The 22,457-nt window shown below is 41.9% G+C and carries 16 protein-coding genes and 1 pseudogene; 4 read left to right on the forward strand and 13 right to left on the reverse strand.

Annotated elements, in window-relative coordinates; all coding sequences use genetic code 11:
- Positions 1 to 133: 133 nt before the first annotated feature.
- The 5 genes from hpsO to glmM form a co-directional block, all read right to left on the reverse strand.
- Positions 134 to 1,309 (reverse strand): hormogonium polysaccharide biosynthesis glycosyltransferase HpsO, encoded by a 1,176-nt coding sequence (gene hpsO, locus FD725_RS16745; RefSeq protein WP_179049180.1) that lies wholly within the window; start codon positions 1,307 to 1,309, stop codon positions 134 to 136.
- Positions 1,310 to 1,362: 53 nt separating this feature from the next.
- Positions 1,363 to 2,355 carry a hormogonium polysaccharide biosynthesis glycosyltransferase HpsN gene (gene hpsN, locus FD725_RS16750; protein WP_179049181.1) on the reverse strand — a complete coding sequence of 331 codons (993 nt, stop codon included), beginning with the start codon at positions 2,353 to 2,355 and terminating at the stop codon, positions 1,363 to 1,365.
- A 21-nt stretch (positions 2,356 to 2,376) separates the two neighbouring features.
- The gene (locus FD725_RS16755; protein ID WP_179049182.1) at positions 2,377 to 3,495 is read right to left on the reverse strand and encodes an acyltransferase; all 1,119 of its coding nucleotides are present in this window, start codon (positions 3,493 to 3,495) and stop codon (positions 2,377 to 2,379) included.
- A gap of 157 nt (positions 3,496 to 3,652) precedes the next feature.
- Positions 3,653 to 5,299, reverse strand: coding sequence for a hormogonium polysaccharide biosynthesis protein HpsL (gene hpsL, locus FD725_RS16760; RefSeq protein ID WP_179049183.1), 1,647 nt, complete (start codon positions 5,297 to 5,299; stop codon positions 3,653 to 3,655).
- Between the two features lie 668 nt (positions 5,300 to 5,967).
- Positions 5,968 to 7,428 carry a phosphoglucosamine mutase gene (glmM, locus tag FD725_RS16765; protein WP_179049184.1) on the reverse strand — a complete coding sequence of 487 codons (1,461 nt, stop codon included), beginning with the start codon at positions 7,426 to 7,428 and terminating at the stop codon, positions 5,968 to 5,970.
- Positions 7,429 to 8,045: 617 nt separating this feature from the next.
- Here glmM and FD725_RS16770 point away from each other — a divergent pair.
- Positions 8,046 to 8,762, forward strand: coding sequence for a heme oxygenase (biliverdin-producing) (locus tag FD725_RS16770; RefSeq protein ID WP_179049185.1), 717 nt, complete (start codon positions 8,046 to 8,048; stop codon positions 8,760 to 8,762).
- A 336-nt stretch (positions 8,763 to 9,098) separates the two neighbouring features.
- Here FD725_RS16770 and groL read toward each other — a convergent pair whose 3' ends face one another.
- Entirely contained in the window at positions 9,099 to 10,766 is a 1,668-nt protein-coding gene (gene groL, locus FD725_RS16775; protein WP_179049186.1) for a chaperonin GroEL, read from the reverse strand.
- 158 nt (positions 10,767 to 10,924) lie between these two features.
- Between groL and FD725_RS16780 the strand changes: the two genes are divergently transcribed.
- Complete coding sequence (locus FD725_RS16780; protein WP_179049187.1) at positions 10,925 to 12,007, forward strand: MraY family glycosyltransferase; 1,083 nt, start codon at positions 10,925 to 10,927, stop codon at positions 12,005 to 12,007.
- Between the two features lie 225 nt (positions 12,008 to 12,232).
- Here FD725_RS16780 and fabG read toward each other — a convergent pair whose 3' ends face one another.
- Positions 12,233 to 12,976 (reverse strand): 3-oxoacyl-[acyl-carrier-protein] reductase, encoded by a 744-nt coding sequence (gene fabG / locus FD725_RS16785; RefSeq protein ID WP_179049188.1) that lies wholly within the window; start codon positions 12,974 to 12,976, stop codon positions 12,233 to 12,235.
- 483 nt (positions 12,977 to 13,459) lie between these two features.
- Between fabG and trxA the strand changes: the two genes are divergently transcribed.
- Positions 13,460 to 13,777 carry a thioredoxin gene (gene trxA / locus FD725_RS16790; RefSeq protein ID WP_179049189.1) on the forward strand — a complete coding sequence of 106 codons (318 nt, stop codon included), beginning with the start codon at positions 13,460 to 13,462 and terminating at the stop codon, positions 13,775 to 13,777.
- A gap of 144 nt (positions 13,778 to 13,921) precedes the next feature.
- On the opposite strand, the pseudogene FD725_RS16795 reads toward trxA, so the two are convergent.
- From FD725_RS16795 to serA, 3 genes and pseudogenes are all read right to left on the reverse strand, one after another.
- A pseudogene (locus FD725_RS16795) lies at positions 13,922 to 14,246 on the reverse strand (DUF433 domain-containing protein).
- Positions 14,247 to 14,345: 99 nt separating this feature from the next.
- Positions 14,346 to 15,266, reverse strand: a complete 921-nt coding sequence (prmA, locus tag FD725_RS16800) for a 50S ribosomal protein L11 methyltransferase (RefSeq protein WP_179049190.1) — start codon at positions 15,264 to 15,266, stop codon at positions 14,346 to 14,348.
- A 259-nt stretch (positions 15,267 to 15,525) separates the two neighbouring features.
- The gene (gene serA, locus FD725_RS16805) at positions 15,526 to 17,106 is read right to left on the reverse strand and encodes a phosphoglycerate dehydrogenase (protein ID WP_179049191.1); all 1,581 of its coding nucleotides are present in this window, start codon (positions 17,104 to 17,106) and stop codon (positions 15,526 to 15,528) included.
- Between the two features lie 346 nt (positions 17,107 to 17,452).
- Here serA and FD725_RS16810 point away from each other — a divergent pair, with 346 nt between their 5' ends.
- Complete coding sequence (locus FD725_RS16810) at positions 17,453 to 18,193, forward strand: Uma2 family endonuclease (RefSeq protein ID WP_179049192.1); 741 nt, start codon at positions 17,453 to 17,455, stop codon at positions 18,191 to 18,193.
- A 142-nt stretch (positions 18,194 to 18,335) separates the two neighbouring features.
- On the opposite strand, the gene FD725_RS16815 is transcribed toward FD725_RS16810, so the two are convergent.
- The 3 genes from FD725_RS16815 to FD725_RS16825 form a co-directional block, all read right to left on the reverse strand.
- Positions 18,336 to 19,142, reverse strand: a complete 807-nt coding sequence (locus tag FD725_RS16815; protein WP_179049193.1) for a peptidoglycan-binding protein — start codon at positions 19,140 to 19,142, stop codon at positions 18,336 to 18,338.
- 263 nt (positions 19,143 to 19,405) lie between these two features.
- Positions 19,406 to 20,365: a M23 family metallopeptidase gene (locus FD725_RS16820; protein WP_179049194.1), complete on the reverse strand. Its 960-nt coding sequence runs from the start codon at positions 20,363 to 20,365 to the stop codon at positions 19,406 to 19,408.
- 472 nt (positions 20,366 to 20,837) lie between these two features.
- A complete protein-coding gene (locus FD725_RS16825) occupies positions 20,838 to 22,421 on the reverse strand; it encodes a hydantoinase B/oxoprolinase family protein (protein WP_179049195.1) in 1,584 nt (527 codons plus the stop codon).
- Between the last annotated feature and the right edge of the window lie 36 nt (positions 22,422 to 22,457).

Genomic DNA, 22,457 nt, shown 5'->3' on the forward strand with positions numbered 1-22,457 from the left:
TAGCATTAAACGTAGGTTGGGTTAAGTGTAGCGCAACCCAACATGGATATTAAAAACCCAGTATGGATATTAGTGTTGGGTTTCCTTACGTCAACCCAACCTACAATTTTAACTATTGACCATTGACCATTGACTATTGACTATTGACCAATGACTGATAAAACTCAAACTGCTCTTTAGCTAAAGCTTTATTGGTATATTTAACCATAGCTTTTTGATAACCATTTTCTGCCAATTGTTGAGTTAAATCTGGATTGTCTATGAGTTGTGATAAGCAATTTGCCAAAGCATTAGCATCACCTTCCGGAAATACTAAACCCGCATCACCAATGACATAAGGAATTTCACCAGAATCAGAACCAATCACAGCTACTCGACAAGCCATTGCTTCGATTAAGACATGACCAAATTGTTCTTTCCAACCGACGGAAGTTAAAGTTTTAAATTTATAAGTCGTTTCTGAAGGTAGCACTAAAGTACTCATTAAATTAATATAATTAGCGACTTCATGATGCGGTACACTTTCTAGTAAAATGACTCTATCTTGAATATTATTTTCCGTGGCAATTTTCATTAACTCTTCTCGTAAAACACCACGACCTAAAAGTAAAAGTTTCCAAGATTTATCTTGTAAATTCACTAATGCTTGTAAAAGTGTTAACAAACCTTTCTCAGGAACAAATCGCCCCACAAATCCAATGACAAAATCATCTGGTGTAATACCTAACTTAGCTGCTAACTCCGGTTGAGATTGGGGAGTAAATAAAGTTTCGTCTACACCCAGTTGAGGCATGACTTTAATCTTACCTTGATATCCTCTTTGTCTTAAAATTTCTGCCCCATCCTGATTCCCGGAAATGATCCCGTGACTGTGTTTCAGGTTATATTTTTCTAATAAGGCAATGGGTAATTTTAATTCGTAGGGTAAATTCCACCAAGTAAAAAAGATATTTTTTGCCTTAAGTCCTAATAACTGGTTTAAGACAATCATTTGAGTGTATGCAAGCCCCCTAGAACCTTGTTCAACTTGGATAATTTGGGGACGAAACTCTCGTAATAAAGATATTAAATCAGTCCCAAAAGTCAATAGCCCTTGATGATTTTGACTAAAATTAGCAACCGGGACTATTTTAAATGCACCTTCATCCCTGTAATGTGTTTCAATAATCTTATTTTGCACACCACCAGGATTCCAAGTTTTAGGGACTACAACTGTCACCTCAATCCCTGGTTGTAATTGAGATAAAGCCCGCAATTTTTCGCAGTTAAGGTCTACGATATACGTATGACTGGCAACGAGGATTTTCATTTGATATTTGTTAGTTGTTAGTTGTCAGTTGTTACACCAATGACCAATGACTATTAACTATTAACTATTGACTCTTGATCCAACTGACTATAAATTTGACCATCATTCCAAGCTGATTGGATAAAAGTAGCCAAAGCTTTAAGAAAACCCAATGTATAGAATACTCCGCGCGTAACTATTTTGACGGGAGAACCACTTTTATGACAAGGGGGACGGCCGAGGACATGACAGTCAAATAAACGGGCGTATAGGCGTAAAGCTTGGCTGGCGGTGAGATTTTTCAACCCCATCAAGAAATGATTGTGATAAAAGGTGATTTGATATTTGAGCGATCGCATACTAATATCATGACACCCACCTGTTTCTTCTCCTAAATGGATTAAATCTGCCTCCGGGTCATACCAAATCTTATACCCAGTCTTTCGCAACCGTAAACAAAAGTCTGACTCTTCTCGCACCGCACTACCCCGGAACCTTTCATCAAATCTCAGTCCATACTTGGTGAAAATTTCCCGGCGAAAAGACATATTACAACCCCTGGCGGTTAAAACCTGCTGGGGTTTAATCGTATGCACTAAGTCAATATGATACCAAGCAATTCCTGGGTCCATCGCTTCTGGTGGTAGATATTCAATTTCTACCTCTCCCCCAGAATCACCCAATTTCATTCTGTCAAATACTCGTCCAGCCACAGCCCCTATCTCTGGCTTCTGCACATAGTTTTTCGCATGGGCTGCTAAAAATCCAGGGGTTAATTTAACATCATCATCAATAAATAAAATTATCTCCCCAGATGAGCGTTTTACACCATAATTACGCGCCCCTGGTAAACTCGCCCAACTGAGACGAAACCATTTAATCTTCTCGGCTGCGGCTAGTTCTTCCAGATAAGCTTGGATTTCTGGTTTATGTGTTGGAGATTGGTCTACTACTATAATCTCATAATTTGCATAGTCTTGATTTAATACATCTACAAGACTATCTCTTAGCGGTTCTTCTCGTCCGTATGTGGGGATAATGACACTAATTAAGGGCTGATTATTCATGGTTTTTTATACTTAATTGTCCTAACTTGACTTTTTCGTGACGGATGCCAATGCTTTCATCATATATTTTTCCAGTCTCGTAAATAAATATACATAGGCTATCAAGACAATAGCAGTTATGGCGAAGACAATAATTGTCCTGAAATAAGGATTTAAATGTAAAGCCGGGATAATTTTCGGTAATAAAACAAAATATAAAGGTTGGTGAATTAAATAAATTTGATAAGAATATATCCCTAGTAAGGATAGAAAACTCAACACAGATGATAATGGCTTGACCTTATCTAGGTAGCATAATATTTCCTTAATCATCAAAAACATAAAGGGAGTAAATAACATATCAAATCCCAACATATATATAATATCAATTTGAGTCATACTAAAAGTAGCATAAACAAAAAATCCCACACTAAAAATTATTGTTACTACCACATAATCTACCTTCCTAAATTTTTTATGTTTAGCAAAAACAAATCCCCAGTAAAGACCAAGACAATACTGATTTATATAACTGCCGATAAAATTATTTTGCAAAAAGAATAGATAACTAAAAATATTTCCTTTTAACTTAAAATCTAACGCTATGACTTTAGTGATTACGCCTAAAATAGTTCCCCAAAACAGGATATTTTGAGGATTCCTCCGACAAACGCCAAAAATTAAGGGTGTGATTAAATAAGCTTCTAAAATAGCAGTAAAAAACCAAAATCCAGGATTAATTTCTTGTAACCTGATTCCTGCTATACCTATCACAGACAGAACAAAATTAATAGGAGACTTTATTTTTGAATATTGAAACAATAAATATAATAAACAAGTAATAATTACTGCTAATAAATAAGCTGGATATATCCTAGACAAACGCTTCTGTAACCATGACTTCCAGTTAATATTCATTTGCTCTATACCGTCTTTACCAAACTTAGATATTAGAGCATAACTCGTATTTAACCCTGCCATGACGAAGAATATATCTACAGCAGCATAGCCAATTTTAGCAAAATTTCTATCTAAAACTATAATGATCGGTAACCGATCAAGATAATTTTGGAAAAAATGAAACAACACAATTGATAAAATTGCTAATCCTTTTATCTGATCAATCCAATTAAATCGAGTCGCGTTAATTTTATTATTCATATATTTTGATATCTAGCAATTTTGCTGATACCTGTTGACCTTTAGTAAAGATATCAATTTCAATAAATACTCAGGTGTATTTATCCATTGTCTATCTTAATATATAGAAATGGATCTACCGCAGTGAATATACTGAGATATTCTCAGTTAATCTGCTTCAGAGTAGAAAGCGTTTGCCTTTTTTCTTCGGCTCTAGCTCTTCCTTCTCTTGTTTATCTAACACTGGTAATTTGAATAACAATCCAGCTACAAACCAGTAGTATACAGCCACTGGATCAACATCAAGTGGGTAGTAATAGGTGTTGTAGCTAATAAACAAGACAAACACCCACATAGCAGCTGCATAAGTGCGTAAGTTGCGGTTTTTAACTGAGCGATATGCTTTAAATCCCGCAATTGTCATACTAGTTACAAAAGCGATAAAGCCCAATAATCCGACAATTCCTACCTCATACATCACTTTGGGGTAATAAGTTTCGATCAATCTGGTTGCACCCAAAGTTCGAGCAGAATTAGTAGCTCGTCCTAAACCCATGCCTAATGGGCTATTTAAACCTTTCCAAGTATCTTCAAATTGTTGAATAATAAACTCTTGGGGTGGTGAAGCTTCCCAACGCCCAGTGAAACTCTCTGTTCTTTCTTTGACGACATCAGGGTTATTTACCATAGCAATTCCCAAAACAAGAGCGAGTCCCGCACCGATGGGAATAAAACGTTTGAGGTTACCAATTTGACCTGTCAGGAATAGTAAGATGATAAAGCAAATGGGTACTAGAGCCAAGGCAATTCTTTGTCCAGAAATAACGGCATTAATAAATACCGTTGCCATAGAACCTAAACTAATTATCCGCCAAATGAAAGAAGGATCAGAAAATCCCGAAGCAAAGGCAAAAAAAGTGCTAGAAATTAAAAACCATGCCCATTGCCAAGGAGCAACAAAGGTTCCTGGTAGACGGATAATGCCTTCATCTGGACTGTAGACTAAAGCACCACCAAAGTAACATCTGGCTTCCAATGTAGCTTTAAATAAGTCACCACCAGCAGCATTTCTTGTACCTTGACATATTCCCACTTGCAAGAAGAAATATTGAATAATTCCCAAGACACCACAGATTAAAATTAAGGCAACCTGTATGCGTGTGACTAAAAGAAAATCCTTTTTATCTTTAATTAGATGATAAACACAACCGATCAGAAACACATAACCTAACAATACTTTTAATCCCAAAATACCCATGCCTAAGGGAATTTCTACAGGTGCTTTTGGCAGGAATTCAATACCTGATGGGTTTAATTGCTGACTGCCATTAATAAATACCAACGTTAGTAAACATAAGCTAAATAAGATAAATAATGGTGTTCTAATAGATTTAGGAACAATAAGAGGTAGGTTTTGTTTACGACAAATTTGCCAGATGGCAATTAAAGCTGGAAAGTAAAAAGCATCTTTAGCTAATTGTAGGATGGGACTGTTGCCAATGTAGTAGGTAATAGTACCACCAAAGGGTACATAGGCTAGGAATGCTAAAAGACCGACACGAGGATATTTGTAGCAAAGGGTAATCACCACAATCCCCAAAACAACAGGTACGGCCGTTTTGACACCACTGACTAAAAACAGCAAAAGACCCACGAAAAGACTAACAAAGATCACAGTAGTTAGCACACTAGTCAGTTCTTTGCGTGCTTGGTTAGCTTTGCGCTTTGCGGCTAGTCTTTCTTGCAGAGTAAGAGTAGGAGATTCTGATTTTGACTGATTTTTAGATTTTTTAGAGCGTTTTGTTTTTGATTTTAATATTGCCATAGAGACACTTTAACCTATTAGTCTCAGAAGACGAAGTTTACGGAAGAATTGATGATTAGCTTTAGAACTTACGCAGTGTAACTAAGTTTTCTGGCTTTTTTGTCAATAGTCAATAGTCAATGGTCAATGGTCAATAGGAGCCAGCCGGTTGTTGGGGTTTCCCCATTGTGCGGACTGGCGTTTAAAATCAAGGTTTTTGGATTTTTGACCCTTCGGGTTCGATAGTTGCTTTCCGACGCAAGGCGACAGGAACGCACTATCTCACTATGGACTATTGACCACTCTCATTTATGGTTTTTTGGTTCAGTGCGTAAGTCCTAAAGTTAATCATCAATAATAGATAAAAGGATGTTTATTTATGTCGGTTTTGCTAGATTAAAAGTTGCGGTTATTTGACTATTGACGATCGCCCCCTGGATTTAACTAGATCAGTGGCGTAATACAAAATGTATTTGCATTTATATAAACATAAACTGTGCAGCTTCTGCAAACTCACCTTCAGGGTTGTTTACAGAAGCTGCCAGGAAAAGGCGTTGCAGAACAGAGAGATGAATTTAGGCAAGTAGGGGAAGCAGGGGTGTGAACAGTGAACAGTGAACGTTTATTAACTGGTAACTGATAACTGATAACTGTTAACTGATTTGGCTGTCCCCTATTCCGTGTTCCCTTTAAACTGCTAGGTGTTGCTGGACTTGAGCGACTAGTTCCTCTGTCCAGTAGTTAGCCAATTCGGCGTTAGCGGCTTCTACCATGACTCTAATAACTGGTTCTGTACCAGAAGCCCTGACTAAGATTCTCCCATTATCACCCATTGCTGTTTCTGCCAGAGCGATCGCTTGTTGTACTGGTTCACAATTTTGCCAGCCTAGACGGCGATCGCGATCTAAAACTCGCACGTTCCGCAATAATTGAGGATAGGTCTGAAAGCTTTGGTCTACCAATTCTGCTAAAGAAACACCAGCTTGTTTTACCAAACTGGCGATGTGTAAGGCTGTTAACAACCCATCTCCAGTAATGCCATAGTGACGGCACAGAATATGCCCAGATTGTTCACCACCCAGCATTCCTCCAGTTTTCAGCATTTCCGCCTGTACGTATTGATCCCCAACGGCGGTACGAATTAACTGCCCCCCTTGTTTTTGCCAGGCCTTCTCAAAGCCCAAATTTGCCATGACTGTGGAAACAATCAAGTTATCGGGTAGCTGTTGCTGTTGTTTGAGATGTAAACCCCAGAGGTAGAGGATATAATCGCCATCTACAGGACGACCAGTAGAATCTACAGCTAACACACGATCAGCATCACCATCAAAGGCAAAACCCAAGTCAGCATTGTGTTCTTTGACAGCAGCTTGCAAAATTTCTAGGTGAGTGGAACCGCAGTTAACATTAATGCGATCGCCATCTGCGGCATCATGTAAACATATAACCCCAGCCCCCATCTCTCGAAATACTGCTGGTGCTAAACCAACTGCTGCACCCCAAGCTAAATCTAAAACAATCTTCATCCCTTGAAGATTTACTGTCGGTTTTAAGGGTTGCTGCAAAGCCTCACCATAGTCCCTAATCAATTCCAGACGTGAGTAATGCCTGCCACAATGATTGACACCACTCGTAACGGCAAGATTACCGCGCATTCCCCTTTCTATTTCTTTCTGTAACGTTTGGGGTAACTTGCCACCATTAGCATCAAAAATTTTAATCCCGTTATCTTCCGGGGGATTGTGACTAGCAGAAATCATCACCCCACCAATGGCTGCACTCACAGTAGTTAGATAAGCCACACAAGGAGTAGGACATAAACCCAGATACCAAACTTCTAAACCAGCTGCTGTTAACCCTGCACTCAAAGCCATCGCCAACATATCACTGGAATTACGAGAATCTTGCCCCAGGATAACTGGCCCCGAATGACTGGCATGACTACGTAAAACCACACCCGCCCAAAAACCTACTTGCAAAGCCAAAGGCGCACTCAATAACTCTCCCACTTTGCCACGGATGCCATCTGTGCCAAACAGAGGCGTAGCGGGCAAAGATATCAAGCTAGGGGCAAAATTATTTCCTAGTTCATCCGATTTACAGGCAGATTCTCTGATGTAGCTTTGAGTTCGAGTTATCGACGAAACCATATATTTAAACACCCCACACAATCACACTAAAAAATCATCACTTAAAAGTCAGTTCGAGAAAATTAGAGCCAGGGCTAAAGGCTGAGGAAGAGTGAGGGAGTAAGGGAGTGAGGGAAAATTAAGAATTGCCACTAACTACTCGTTACTCAGCACTCATAACTCACCACTTATAACTCCCTCTGCTTCTGTTCTATCGAACTTACGTAACTTTACACTTTAATTCAACAACTACAAGTAGATACCTTGTGTTTTGCTTTTATGATAGTTATTTTTTTTGGATAAGAATCTTTATTTCTCTAAATTAGCTTATGTAAAAATACTTAAAAAAAGTTATTACATAGTAAATTTTTGATAAAGTTTGCTGCCCCTCAGTTTAACCCTTGCCTCTCATAGTCGCCAGTGGTAAATTAACAACTTCACATAAATCTTATACAAAGCACTCAACTGATGACTAGCTATGCCCGTAGGGTTTTACGGCACTCACCACTGCTTGAACTTAAAAAATATTAATATAAATTCTCATCAAATAGTTTTAATGTAACGTTTTAATGGCATTTTTTAGCTGTCTGTAATTTAAAACTCCAGCAGTTGACCTTTTTAAAGTTGAGAAGTTTAGCATGAGCAGCAATTTAGCAAGCAAACTGCGTGTAGGGACAAAAAAAGCTCACACGATGGCAGAAAACGTTGGTTTTGTCAAGTGCTTTTTAAAAGGAGTAGTAGAAAAAAGTTCTTACCGCAAGTTAGTGGCTAACTTTTACTTCGTCTACTCGGCGATGGAAGAGGAAATGGAAAAGCATAGCCAACACCCGATTGTTTCTAAAATTAACTTTCCCCAACTCAATCGTAAGCACAGCTTAGAGCAAGACCTGAGCTATTATTACGGTGCAAACTGGCGCGAACAAATCAAACTATCGCCAGCAGGTGAGGCTTATGTACAACGTATTCGGGAAATATCAGCAACAGAACCAGAATTGTTGATTGCTCATTCTTACACCCGTTATTTAGGTGATTTATCTGGGGGACAAATTCTCAAAAACATTGCGGTGACAGCGATGAATTTGACAGATGGGCAAGGAACTGCATTCTATGAATTTGCAGATATTACAGATGAGAAGGGATTCAAAGCCAAATATCGGCAAATTTTAGATGAGATGCCCATTGATGACGCTACAGGCGATCGCATTGTCGATGAAGCTAACGCCGCCTTTGGTGTGAACATGAAGATGTTCCAAGAATTAGAAGGCAACTTAATCAAAGCGATCGGTGTCATGTTGTACAACACCTTGACCCGCAAACGCACACGGGGCAGTACCGAACTCGCAACGGCTGAGTAAATTTTTATCAAGTAAATTTTTGCCAAATTAAGGGGCAGTTCCCCTGGGTTCACCTGTAAAGAAGCAGGCGATCTCCGGGAAGCTGCCCCTAACGTTTGGGGAGAGGGGGGATGGGGAGATGGGGAGATGGGGAGATGGGGAGATGGGGGGATGGGGAGATGGGGGGGGATGGGGAGATGGGGAGATGGGGGGATGGGGAGAGCGGCGGAAAATCCTTCACCTTGTCCCCTTGTCCCCTTGTCCCCTTGTCCCCTTGTCCCCTTGTCCCCTTGTCCCCTTGTCCCCTTGTCCCCTTGTCCCCTTGTCCCCTAATTCCCTATCCCCTATCCCCTATTCTTAGAACATCCCCATGCCGCCCATGCCGCCCATGCCGCCCATGCCGCCCATGCCACCCATGCCGCCATCAGGAGCAGGAGGAGCTTTTTTCTCTGGTTTCTCTACCACAATCGCTTCGGTGGTGAGAACCAAACCAGCAATAGAAGCAGCATTTTGCAAAGCCGAACGTACAACTTTTGCGGGGTCGATGATACCAGCAGCAATCAAGTCTTCAAATGCTCCCGTAGCAGCGTTGTAACCGAAGTTAAAATTGCTGTTCTCTTTAACCTTAGAAACAATGATTGAACCTTCTTCACCAGCATTGTCAGCAATCTGGCGTAGAGGAGCTTCTAGCGCCCGTTTGACAATATCAGCACCGATTCTGGCTTCTTCGTCGAGATGATTTTTCACTGCATCTACTTTTGAGGCCAAGTAAATCAGGGTTTTGCCACCACCAGGAACAATACCTTCAGCCACAGCCGCCTTGGTAGCGTTGAGTGCGTCTTCAATTCGCAGTTTGCGGTCTTTGAGTTCGGTTTCAGTAGCTGCACCGACCTTGATCACTGCGACACCGCCTGCTAACTTGGCAATGCGTTCTTGTAATTTTTCCTGATCGTATTCGGAATCAGTTTCTTCTAACTGTTTACGGATTTGAGCAATGCGCTTTTCTATTTCTGGCTTGGTGGTTGTTCCAGAAACAATTGTGGTGTTGTCTTTTTCAATTGTGATTTTCCGGGCAGTTCCCAAGGCTTCCAGGGAGGCTGTATCTAAGCTCAAGCCAATTTCTTCGGAAATTAACTGACCATCGGTAAGAATGGCGATATCTTGCAGCAATGCTTTACGACGTTCACCAAATCCCGGTGCTTTAATCGCTGCTACAGAGAGTACACCCCGCGCTTTGTTAACAACTAGAGTTGCTAGGGCATCTCCTTCTACATCTTCAGCAATGATCAGCAGAGGTTGACCCAAACGAGCGACTTTTTCCAAAATGGGAACTAAATCTTGGATGCTGTTGATTTTCTTATCGGTAATCAGAATCCGCGCATTTTCAAATTCCACCGTCAGGCGATCGTTGTTGGTGACGAAGTAGGGGGAAATGTAACCTCTGTCAATTTGCATCCCTTCAACTACTTCTAGTTCCGTTGTCAGGGATTTTGATTCCTCAACAGTAATTACACCGTCCTTGGTGACTTTAGCCACTGCTTCGGCAATCATGTTACCGACTTCTTCATCGTTACCAGCTGAGACAGTAGCAACTTGAGCGATCGCACTGCCTTCGACTGGCTTGGCAACTCTGGCAATTTCTTCTACCAAAGCCTCAGTAGTTTTCTCAATACCCCGTTTTAAACTAACTGGGTTACTACCAGCAGCGACGTTCTTCAAACCTTCTTTGATCAAGGCTTGCACCAAAACGGTAGCCGTGGTTGTACCATCCCCAGCTACATCTTTAGTTTTAGATGCTACTTCCTGGATCAGTCTAGCCCCAGTATTCTCCAAAGGATCTTCTAATTCAATTTCTTTGGCCACGGTAATCCCGTCATTGACAATTTGGGGCGTACCAAATTTTTTTTCTAACAGAACGTTGCGACCTTTTGGCCCTAAAGTGATTTTCACAGCATCAGCCAGGGCATTGACACCCCGTTCTAAAGCCCGCCGTGACTCTTCATCGAATGAAATAATTTTTGCCATTTTTTCTTTCTCTAGCGCTTCCATTAGACAATTTAGCACTCACAGGCTCAGAGTGCTAAGTAACCAAACTACTGAAATCACAAATAGAAATCAAAAAAATTGATTAATATACTCTTGATGCTCATGTAGGATACTGGCAGTAATGGTTGAATCGGGAGATGAATCTGTACAACTCCCTTAGGTCTCTTGGCATTGCTGACCCTAGCGGCTCCGGCTGGTTGGCAGTAGTATTCACGTTTATCTTGGCTTGGTTAGTAACGTGGCGTTTAATTCCCACGGTACGCAAATTTGCCTTAAGGGTAGGTTGGGCTGATCAACCCAACGCCCGACGACTCAATCGAGAACCTTTGCCCAATGCAGGAGGTTTAGCTATTTATGCGGGGGTGATTGCCGCATTGGTCTTAGCTAGCCTTTTAAGACCCATTGAGCTACAGAACGTCTTAGCTCAAGTACTGACTATTTTACTAGGGGGTTCCATCCTAGTCTTGGTCGGCTTTATAGACGATCAGTTCGGATTACCCCCCTCTGTTCGGTTGTGGGCGCAAATTATCACAGCCTTGTTGCTGGTGGCTAACGGCATTAGTGTGAATGTGAGTTTCGGTACGCCCATTGACTCTATTCTCTCCATGTTGCTCACCGTGCTTTGGGTGGTGGGCATCACTAATGCCATTAACTTGATGGATGGCATGGATGGATTGGCAGGAGGAATTAGTTTTATCGCTGCCATGAGTTTATTGGGAGTTTCTGCCCAGTTTCCTAATCGAGCTGCGGCTACCTTAGTTTTGGCTGCCTTGGGAGGTGCGGCTTTAGGCTTTTTACGTCACAATTTTCACCCCTCCAGAATCATCATGGGTGATGCTGGGGCATACTTTTTTGGTTATGTGTTAGCTGCTACTAGTATTTTAGGTAGCCTACAACGCAATACTCTATTTGCTCTCGGCCCTACAGTTTTATTTTTGCTCTTGCCAGTATTAGATACTACACAAGTATTTATTCGGCGGTTGCTAGCAGGAAAAAACCCCCTCAGCACCCCTGGCAAAGACCACCTACACCACCGCTTACTCGCTTGGGGATTATCTCAACGTCACGCTGCATTTACCTTGTGGTCAGCAACCTTAGTTTGTAATTTGCTGGCAATGAGAATCCAAGGCATGACTTTGACGGTGATTATTGCCACAGCCAGCAGTATTATCATTCTGCTCGGCTTCACTGTCTGGCAAAGAATCCGCCAACAGTCCTGAGTGATGAGTGCTGAGTGCTGAGTTAAGAAAAGGTAAGGAATTAAGATTTAAAACAACAATAAAGCATAACTCATGACTCTATTAAAATTCCTGAATCAGCACTCAGTAAGGGCTACAATCTACTATCGCTAAAATCACTCCCCACTTATTACTCCCCACTCAGCACTCAGTACTCACTACTCATGACTCAGCACTCAGCACTCATGACTCAGCACTCAGCACTGTCTAAGCCATCACCATGCCACCATCGACGTTAAAGACTTGACCAGTAATGTAAGCGGCGGCGGGGTCAGATGCTAGGAAGCGTACCATACCAGCAATTTCTTCTGGTTGACCGTAGCGACCTAAAGGGATGTATTTGAGAATATCGTCAGCTTTGAGGTTGCTGGTCATGTCTGTAGCGATGAAACCGGGAGCAACAGCGTTAACTGTGATACCACGAGAAGCAAGTTCTTTCGCAACTGTTTTGGTAAAACCAATCACACCGGCTTTAGCAGCGCTGTAGTTTGCTTGACCAGGATTACCCATTTGTCCAGCAACGGAGGTAATGTTGATGATGCGACCAGAACGCTGCTTCAGCATGATTTTACTGGCAGCGCGAGTACATAAAAATACACCAGTGAGATTGAGGTCGATTACGGCTTGCCAATCTTCTGTTTTCATGCGTAGTAGTAGAGTGTCGCGGGTGATACCAGCATTATTCACCAAAATATCCACTCGTTGAAACTTTTCCATCACTGTGTTGATCAGTGCATCTACTTGATCAGCTTGGGAAACATCAGCTTGTAGCGCGTTCGCTTCCCCACCAGCACCCGTAATTTCTGCAACTACCTGATCGGCTGCGGTGCTAGAACTGGCATAATTAACCACTACTTTTGCCCCTTGGGCAGCTAATTGGAGAGCGATCGCTCTACCAATCCCCCTTGACGCACCAGTAACAATAGCTACCTGATTTTGTAATGAACTCATGTTATGTTCCTCTATCTTGGAGATACCGCGCTAATTATCTTATGGTGATTTGGGGAACATCTGATAAGTAGTTGGACAAAATTAAGTTCATTTGTGGAGATAGGCAATAGGCAATAGGCAACAGAAGAAAAATATGTGTAATTAATTATCTCTAAGTACTTATCCTCTGAATAAAATATAATTCTTTTAGGCTGCTAATATTGCTAGCATTAACATCTATAAGCTGTTAGCAGCAATTAGGAAATAAACAATGTCATTAAATCAGTACGTATGTTTCCTCTGCTCTTAGGAAATCAGTTTATGAACGTGCTAATGGTTATTGTGAATATTGTTTTATTTTTCTTTCCCAATACCCTGTCCCCTATCCCCTATTGAAATGGGAACGATAAATTTAGCAACAATAAAAATAAAATAATGTTACACCATTTTCAGAAAGCAGACATTAATATTGAATTCAATCAATAAATAATTGGTGTGTGTCATATGACTACTAAAAAACAATTCAACAGCTTTGAAGAGATGCTATCTGGTTCTGATGTACCTGTTTTAGTAGATTTTTACGCTGACTGGTGTGGTCCTTGTCAGATGATGACTGGAATTTTACAGCAGGTAAATGCTCAACTTAAAGACAATTTACGCATTGTTAAAATTGACACTGAAAAATACACAGAATTAGCCACCAAGTATCAAATTACTGCTCTACCAACCCTTGTATTGTTCAAGCAAGGTCAGCCAGTGGAGCGTATTGAGGGTGTGGTACAAGCACCACAGCTAATCCAGCATCTACAAAGTTTCTTTTAAGCAATGTTAAGGTAGAGATACAATTTTTTGTATCTCTACATATTAATAATTATTAAGTTGGGATTTTAGAATTTTTTGGTAACTTACTTACCTAATCAAGAACGCTAGAATTATTTGGCAGTTCATCTGCGTACAAACGAGCCATTATTCCTCTTCATTTTCCCGAATAGCTGTATCAATTTCTTCTTGATATACAGTGGCATAAACCCAAGCGTTAGTTAAGTCAGTTGCCGATAGAGTCGGATAATCTTTCAAAAGTTGAGCTTCACTAATACCTAACCTACGAGCATTAATTAAAACCCAGACAGGAATATGTGGTGGCGATACACGCATCGCCACCACATATTCCTGGAGTTTTTTCAATCCCTCGCCAAGAGTTGCCTAAGCTTTGAGCAAGTAGCTGAATTGCCTGTGCTTTTTCATTTGGTGTTAAAGCCAGTAATTCTGATTCCAAGTTCTGAAGCGTCATAGTATTGCTGAGTTCAGATGAAAAAAGACTATATCTAAATATTTTAACTAAAGCAGCATAGTCTCAGTAAAAAAGCTTGCTCTCCCATCCAACTTTCTTTTAAGAACGTCGCACGTTTAAACAACACCATTCTTTGCGCTTCCACATGGTAGCCACAACCCAACCATGTTTCTCTAAAGCATCAACAACGGAGTTAGATTGCTCAACTAAAATACCGCTAAAAATTGCCCAAGTACTAGGTTTAGTAATCTCACTAATTTCTGGCACTAATTGAATGATCACATCAGCTAAAATATTGCAGACAATTCCATCTACAGGCTGTGCAATTAGTTTCTTTAAAATGTCTACACTACCTTCTGCGGGTACTAAACGTTCTGGGCTAACATCGTTGAGAGCGCGATTGCTGAAAGTTGACTGGACTGCTAAGGGATCAGTATCCACGGCATAAACTTTCTCTGCTCCCAATAAGACAGCACCGATCGCCAGAATACCAGAACCACAACCAATATCTGCAATAATGACAGACTCTTGTTTACTACCTGTATTCGTAAAAGATTGAGGAACTTGACTGAGGCGCATTTCCAGAGATTCTAGACACAGTTGGGTTGTCGCATGATTGCCAGTACCAAATGCAACACCGGGATCAAGACGAATGACTAAGCGATCTGAGTTTTCTGGTAAAGGTAGCCATGCCGGATTGATGAGAAAGCGATCGCCTATTTCCTGTGGATGCCAGTATTGTTTCCAGCTAGTCGCCCAATCCTCCTCATCAATTAGCTGCCAACTCAAGCTAGGAATAGATAATCCTACACACAAAGCATCTTGCCGCAACCATAATCCCAGTGCTGCTAAATCTAGTAGTTGGGCTTGGAATATGGGCAAATAACCCCGCACTAAATAGGAACTGCCTTTACTTTCGCTAGCCGTACCACGACAACCAAAATCTTCCAGTCGCCAGAAAACAGAGTCTTCCAGTGCCGGTTCACATGAAATTTGTAGTTCCCACCAAGTATTAGCCATTTTTTAGTGCTGAGTGCTGTTAGCGGTAGCGGGGCGATGCAGCCCGTGCTGAGTGCTGAGTGCTGAGTGAGGGAGTGAGGGAGTGAGGGTGCAGGGGTGTGAACAGTGAACAGTGAACGTTTATTAACTGGTAACTGATAACTGTTAACTGGTAACTGATTTGGTAGGGGTGTAGGGGTGTAGAAGAAATGCTAATGACCAATGACCTATTTCCCTGTCCCCTGTCCCCTATCCCCTGTCCCCTGTCCCCTGTCCTCTTTTATAGTGTTACTGTATACGCATCTCGAATTCCCGGTACTTTGGTAATCTCGGTTAAAATACCATCGGGTAAGGGATCATCGATGCTGAGAGCCATGACTGCATCACCACGGACGATTTTGCGTCCTACTTGCATACTGGCAATGTTGACATTAAAGCTGCCTAGTAAAGAACCAAGTTTGCCAATAATGCCTGGCATATCACGGTGCAAGGTAAACAGCATATGCTTGCTAGGGGGGACGTTAATGGGGAATCCGTCAACATCGGTGAGGTGAATCTCTTTTTCTCCTAACAATGCACCAGTGACAGAATGTGTACCCAGAGTACCAATAGCTTCTAAACGAATCGAACCAGCGTAGTCACGTACAGAAGCGTCGCGGGTTTCGATGACGCGAATTCCTCGTTCTTTGGCTTCGATGCTGGCGTTGACGTAATTTACCCGTTCTCTCAAGGCTTGATAAAGTAGTCCTTTCAAGGATGCCACTACTAAGGGTTGGCTTTTATTAGTTGCCAGTTCTCCTTGCAGACGAACGTTGAGTAATTCCACTCGTCCCCCTGCTAGTTGTCCTACCAAGTTACCCAAGGTTTCCGCTAGCTGCATATAGGGTTTGAGTTCTTCCAAGACATCGGGGCCGAGTCCGGGGATATTGACGGCGGAACGGGCGGGTAAACCCAAGAGAACATCGCGGATTTGTTCAGCTACGTCAATGGCTACATTCACTTGGGCTTCTGTAGTTGATGCGCCTAAGTGGGGGGTGAGGATGACTTCTTTACCGAGCGATCGCAATTCTGATTCAGCCAGGGGTTCTGACTCAAACACATCCAAAGCTGCACCCGCGATCGTTCCCGCTTTAATAGCTGCGGCTAAGGCTGCTTCATCTATGATCCCACCACGAGCGCAATTGATAATCCGGGCGGTGGGCTTCATTTTTGCCAGCGTGGTGGCGTTGATCAGGTGGGCAGTTTCCGATGTTTTGGGGATGTGCAAGGTGATATAGTCTGCTTGCTGAATCAGCAAATCTAAATCCACCAATTGACACCCGATTTGTTCTGCCCGTTCGGTGGAAATGAAAGGATCATAAGCAAGTAATTTCATGCCCATTGCTTTGGCAACTGCGGCGACATGAGAACCGATTTTACCCAAACCCACGATACCGATAGTTTTTTTGTAAACTTCCGCACCGACAAAAGTTTTGCGATCCCACTCTCCACGTTTGACAGAAGCGTTGGCATCGGGGATATGACGCGACAGAGATAACATCATTGCCAAGGCGTGTTCAGCAGCAGCAATGGTGTTACCTTCAGGGGAATTAACTACAACAATCCCTCGCCGGGTAGCAGCAGGCACATCAACATTATCCACGCCCACCCCAGCACGACCGATGATTCTCAGCTGTGTGCCGGCTTCAATAATTTCTTGAGTGACACGTGTTCCTGAACGAATCATTAACGCATCATACTCACCAATAATTTCTATTAATTCTGCTGGCTTTAGACCTGTCTTGACATCAACAGTAGCAACTTGAGAAAGAATGTCAATGCCAGCCTGGTCAATAGGATCGGAGACAAGAACCTTAGACATGATTACATCATTTATAATTACAAGTTTTGCTGCACAAGACTTTTTAGTTTAGTCTTTATTCGTGGCAATTCAGCAAAAATATTTGTTTGAATAACAACTCATCCTTTATCCACACTTAGTAATGAGAAGATGAGTAACTGTTAATGCCATCCTTCGGGTAAATGATAAACCATGAGCAGTACCAAAAACTTATTTGTTTATTAATAGTTAAGAGTTACCAAGATTTCTGTGGTGATAGGCGATCGCGTTCCGCCCAGCGTTGCTGATCGCCTCAGTATCCCCTACCCTCATAAATCGCTATAATTCTCTTGAGGACACTGGTATATAAGTTTTGAGGCAACCAGTCATGTTAAACTTCGATCTGCCAAGGTACTTACCCTCAGCTGAAGAACTACCCGATTCTGATGAAACGCCTGTGGATAATGAACTACAAGAACTGATACCAGGGTTGCTAAAAGCCATGCTGTTGCTACTTTGGGAAGAACGTATGGACTGGTTCTTCGGAGTAGACATGGGTATTTATTATCATCCAGATAAACCAGCGATTGTCCCAGATGGGTTTTTAAGCCTGGGTGTAGAACGGTTTTATGATGAGGAACTGCGTCCCAGTTATGTGCTGTGGGATGAAAATGTTTTACCAATTTTGGTGTTAGAGGTGGTTTCTCAAAACTACCGTAAAGAATACAGTGATAAATTGCATGACTACGAAGCTTTAGGTGTACTATATTACGTTATTTATTCCTCTCGTCGTCGTCGCAAGCCCCATCTAGAAGTACATAAATTAGTTAATGGTAAATACGAATTGCAATCAGGAAACCCAGTGTGGCTACCGGAAGTAGGTTTGGGAATTGGTTGCGAACGTGGTAATTATTGTGGCGTAACACGTGAGTGGATGTATTGGTACGATGAGCTAGGAAAGCGATACCTTACACCCCAAGAACAAGTCCAACAAGCACAACAACAAGCTAAACTCGCAGAACAACGCGCCCAACAAGAAGCTCAACGCGCCCAACAAGCGGCTCAACGCGCCCAACAATTAGCGGAACAACTAAGAGCTTTAGGAGTAGATCCAGATCAGCTGAGTTGAGAATAGATGACACCACCCACCTTGGTGATGAAGTTTACCGCCGCTTTCAGTGAATAGCGACTATGGGCAAAAAAGCCTTAACTATCTATGTTTAGACTTGCAAACACACACAGTTAAGGCTTTTTAGTCATAGAAACTATTTTTACCCTCTAAATAAAGCACTACGAGTTTCTGGGCCGACTACGCCATCTACACGCAAGCCATTATTTGCTTGAAATTCTCTGACTCGGCGGACAGTCACAGAACCGAAATATCCTGTAGGTTCAACACCTAACGCTCTCTGCACATCGGAAACTGCTTGACCACGAGAACCAAAGCTGAGACTCACAGGCCCCCCAGTCGGCGGTCTGCTACCACCTAACAAGGCATTGCGAGTTTGAGTACCCACGACCCCATCTACACGCAAACCATTGTTAGACTGAAACTCTCTAACTCGACGAGCAGTTACAGAACCATAGTATCCTGTAGGTTCAATCCCCAAAGCTCTCTGGACATCGGAAACGGCCTGACCTCTAGAACCCAAGCTGAGAGTGACTCTGCCGCCAACACCACCACCACCGTTCATTGGTTTATCTGAGCTACTGCTGGATGTGCCACTCACCCATCTGGCAGAGACAAATCTGTTATCAGATAGTTGGGCAAAACCATTAACTCTCCCCACGGTGGAGATCCGAGTGCCATTAGGGATACAGTCTACAACTTCGGCATTAATGCTGGGGTTGTTACGTACATTTAAACAGCTGCCATTAGTACGTACGTAAGCAGCTAAAGCAGACTGAGTCAGAGTTGTCAACAATACCATCAAGCCAGCTACAGATAACCAAGCAGAAGACTTGAGGAGTTTGCGCCAGTTCAACTCAAATTTGGGAAGCTCATATTCGAGATATTCAGCCTGACCATTTGCCTGTTGGTTGGCAATGACCATAGAGGAATAAGCAACAAATTCCATTGGTGAACGCCTTATGTGTAATAGCTAAAAGATGACAATGAATACTAGATTTGTGTATTTTAGACTACTGATAATCATAAGATGTTTTTAATTTTAATGTCATTAAAAAACAAAAAAGTTTATAAAAAAATATTTCCTGAGTAACTGTGACTAAGCCTGTATACTTAAGAATCACTGCATCAAGCAGATGTTCCATGAGGAAATAATCTTGCCAATTAAATCAAAAATCCTTGATATTTTCGCTGACAAATTAACTCACTTTTTTATCTAGTAGAAGTATAAAAATTATCAGTACGTATCTGGCTACCATTACGCCAAATTTCTACTTTTTCTGGACTGACTAAGTAAGAAAAACTACCATTATCTGCACGATATTTGTTGTTACCAATGTTCCAAGCGGGAACTTTTACAGGTTGGCTGGGGTCTTGCTTCAACTCACCAATATAAAATAATTGCCCATTTTCTTCGCAAACCTTGACAAGTGAGTTGGCTGTCTCACCTTTGAGGACAGTCACACCAGTACATCCGAGATGAGGATTTACAGGTGCAACATGAATGGGAATTGATTGTGCAGGGGAAACTGGCTGTTCTACTTGGGGTGGGTAAATTGGTTGAACTGATTTGCTGGCTTGATGAACTTTAGCGGCAGAACTGGCAATTTGTGATGAGGGAATTTTACTAGCGGTAGAAGATGCTAAGAAATTTACAGGATTAACTGCAACTCGACCATTGGGATAATATTCAAAATGTAAATGAGGTGCTGTGCTGTTGCCAGTAGATCCCATTTCGGCAATGATTTGACCTTGTTTGACCTGTTGACCTTGACTCACTAATAAGCGACGATTGTGTCCGTAAACGGTAACACTGCCATTGGAATGTTTAATTTCTATAGCATTCCCCAGTCCCCAATCATCCCATCCAGCTTTGACTACTTTCCCTGCTGCTACTGCTACAACTGGGGTTCCAGAAGCGCCTGCAATATCTATCCCCTCATGACGGTATTTGCGAAAGCCTTGTGAAATGTATCCTTGAGTCGGCCAAATCAAGTTATTACTTAAGTTATTACTGGGAACAGGAATAGAAACAGATGTTTTGCGGATAGAAGAGTTACCAGCTACTTGAGTTAAAGCAGAAGAACTCATGCTGAGTACTGATGTTAAACCAATCAAGCCATAAGTACAGCAGCGTAGGGTAGTGACTTTTTTAGCTAAGTTAAAGAACATAAAAAATAGTTCAGATACAATATATGTATTCGTTATTTCATCGTCTTGGTAGAAGTATCAGGGAAGTTTTTGGTTAAATTTATCACTTTGATAGATGCTGTAGATTAGAAAGACGGAGATTTGACACGGAAAGTGTCAGGGTAAGATAAATTAGGCAAGAACAGCTAAAAATCTTCTTGATCGGTAGTTGGAGAACATCAGATTTATTTTTGGGGATTGGGGATAGGTGATAGGTGATAGGGGATAGGTGATAGGCAAGAGAATAGTATATAGGACTCATATTTGATTTTTGTATGCGTAGCCTGCGCTTACGCATACAAAACTCAGTACACCTTTATTCTTTCTTCCCAGTCCCCATTACCCCTTATCCCCAAAGGGGGCCCCACCTTCCCCAGTCCCTTACCTCTACAAGTGATTCAGAAATCAAATCGGATTACTATATGTAATTATCGTCTCTGAGTACTTACATTATTCAACTGCGGATTGAACCGAATCCTCCGCCTCCAGGGGTTTCTATCACAAAAACATCGCCAGATAGCATTTCGACTGTGGCGGTGCTGTCTAAATTCTCTTGTGTTCCATCTTGACGTTGTATCCAATTATGTCCGACTTGTCCTGCTTCCCCACCATTTAATCCAAAGGGAGGGATACGGCGATGACTAGAAAGAATATTGGCTGTCATTGGTTCCAGAAACTTGATGCGGCGGATCACACCGTTACCACCTGAATATTTGCCTTTACCGCCGCTATCAGGACGTAGACAAAAGCTTTCTACTTGTACAGGATAGCGGGTTTCTAAAACTTCTGGGTCAGTCAAGCGGGAGTTAGTCATATGAGTGTGGACTGCATCAGTACCGTTAAAGTCAGATCCTGCACCAGAACCACCACATATGGTTTCATAATATTGATAATGCTGATTACCAAAGGTAATATTATTCATGGTTCCTTGAGAAGCAGCGATCGCTCCCAATGCACCATATAAAGCATCAACAATGGTCTGGGATGTCTCTACATTACCTGCTACCACTGCGGCTGGGTAGGTTGGGTTGAGCATACAGCCTTCGGGAATGATGATTTCTAGAGGTTTCAGACACCCAGCATTTAGGGGAATATTATCATCAACTAGAGTCCGGAAGACGTATAAAACTGCTGCTTGGGTGACAGCTTTGGGGGCATTAAAGTTACTTTTTAATTGCTTGGATGTGCCAGTAAAATCAATAATGGCGCTGCGATTTTCTCGATTAATGGTAACTTTAACTTGAATAACAGCACCGCTATCCATTTCATAAATAAATGAGCCATCCTTGAGAACATCAATTGCTCGTCTCACTGACTCCTCAGCATTATCTTGCACAAATTTCATGTAAGCTTGTACTGTGTGGAGTCCATATTGAGAAACCATTTGACGCAGTTCCTGCGCTCCTCGTGCATTGGCAGCAATTTGTGCATGAAAATCAGCAATATTTTGCTGAGGATTACGGGCAGGGTAAGGATGATTTAGTAGTAACTCCCGCACTGCTGTTTCCCGAAAATTTCCCTGTTCAACTAACAGAAAATTATCAAATATAATTCCTTCTTCTTCTACTGTAGTACTGTGAGGAGGCATGGAACCGGGGGTAATACCACCAATATCGGCTTGATGTCCACGAGCAGCGACGTAGAATAGGGGACTGGGGACTGGGAACTGGGGACTAGAGGGATGTTTGCTAGTTTCTAGAAATACGGGAGTAATGGCAGTGACATCGGGAAGGTGAGTTCCGCCATTATAAGGATTATTAGATAGATATACATTTCCTGGTTTGATCGTGTTGCTTTGAGCATTAATTAAACTCTGCACACTTTCACTCATTGAACCTAGATGTACAGGGATGTGAGGAGCGTTGGCAACTAATAATCCAGCAGCATCAAAAATAGCACAGGAGAAATCTAAACGTTCTTTGATGTTGACTGATGCGGCGGTATTTTGGAGAACAATCCCCATTTGTTCAGCGATAAATTGATAAAGGTTTTTAAATATTTCTAACCGCACGGGGTCGGGTGGAGATGTAATATACATTTTTGCATCCTGTGAGCGATCGCTAAATATAAGGGA

Origin of the sequence: Nostoc sp. TCL26-01, assembly GCF_013393945.1 — a bacterium.
Lineage (GTDB): Bacteria > Cyanobacteriota > Cyanobacteriia > Cyanobacteriales > Nostocaceae > Trichormus.

Coding starts and splice junctions, on each gene's coding strand:
- hpsO (WP_179049180.1), bottom strand. CDS start 1,309: ATGAAAATCCTCGTTGCCAGTCATACGTATATCGTAGACCTTAACTGC.
- hpsN (WP_179049181.1), bottom strand. CDS start 2,355: ATGAATAATCAGCCCTTAATTAGTGTCATTATCCCCACATACGGACGA.
- FD725_RS16755 (WP_179049182.1), bottom strand. CDS start 3,495: ATGAATAATAAAATTAACGCGACTCGATTTAATTGGATTGATCAGATA.
- hpsL (WP_179049183.1), bottom strand. CDS start 5,299: ATGGCAATATTAAAATCAAAAACAAAACGCTCTAAAAAATCTAAAAAT.
- glmM (WP_179049184.1), bottom strand. CDS start 7,428: ATGGTTTCGTCGATAACTCGAACTCAAAGCTACATCAGAGAATCTGCC.
- FD725_RS16770 (WP_179049185.1), top strand. CDS start 8,046: ATGAGCAGCAATTTAGCAAGCAAACTGCGTGTAGGGACAAAAAAAGCT.
- groL (WP_179049186.1), bottom strand. CDS start 10,766: ATGGCAAAAATTATTTCATTCGATGAAGAGTCACGGCGGGCTTTAGAA.
- FD725_RS16780 (WP_179049187.1), top strand. CDS start 10,925: ATGAATCTGTACAACTCCCTTAGGTCTCTTGGCATTGCTGACCCTAGC.
- fabG (WP_179049188.1), bottom strand. CDS start 12,976: ATGAGTTCATTACAAAATCAGGTAGCTATTGTTACTGGTGCGTCAAGG.
- trxA (WP_179049189.1), top strand. CDS start 13,460: ATGACTACTAAAAAACAATTCAACAGCTTTGAAGAGATGCTATCTGGT.
- prmA (WP_179049190.1), bottom strand. CDS start 15,266: ATGGCTAATACTTGGTGGGAACTACAAATTTCATGTGAACCGGCACTG.
- serA (WP_179049191.1), bottom strand. CDS start 17,106: ATGTCTAAGGTTCTTGTCTCCGATCCTATTGACCAGGCTGGCATTGAC.
- FD725_RS16810 (WP_179049192.1), top strand. CDS start 17,453: ATGTTAAACTTCGATCTGCCAAGGTACTTACCCTCAGCTGAAGAACTA.
- FD725_RS16815 (WP_179049193.1), bottom strand. CDS start 19,142: ATGGAATTTGTTGCTTATTCCTCTATGGTCATTGCCAACCAACAGGCA.
- FD725_RS16820 (WP_179049194.1), bottom strand. CDS start 20,365: ATGTTCTTTAACTTAGCTAAAAAAGTCACTACCCTACGCTGCTGTACT.
- FD725_RS16825 (WP_179049195.1), bottom strand. CDS start 22,421: ATGTATATTACATCTCCACCCGACCCCGTGCGGTTAGAAATATTTAAA.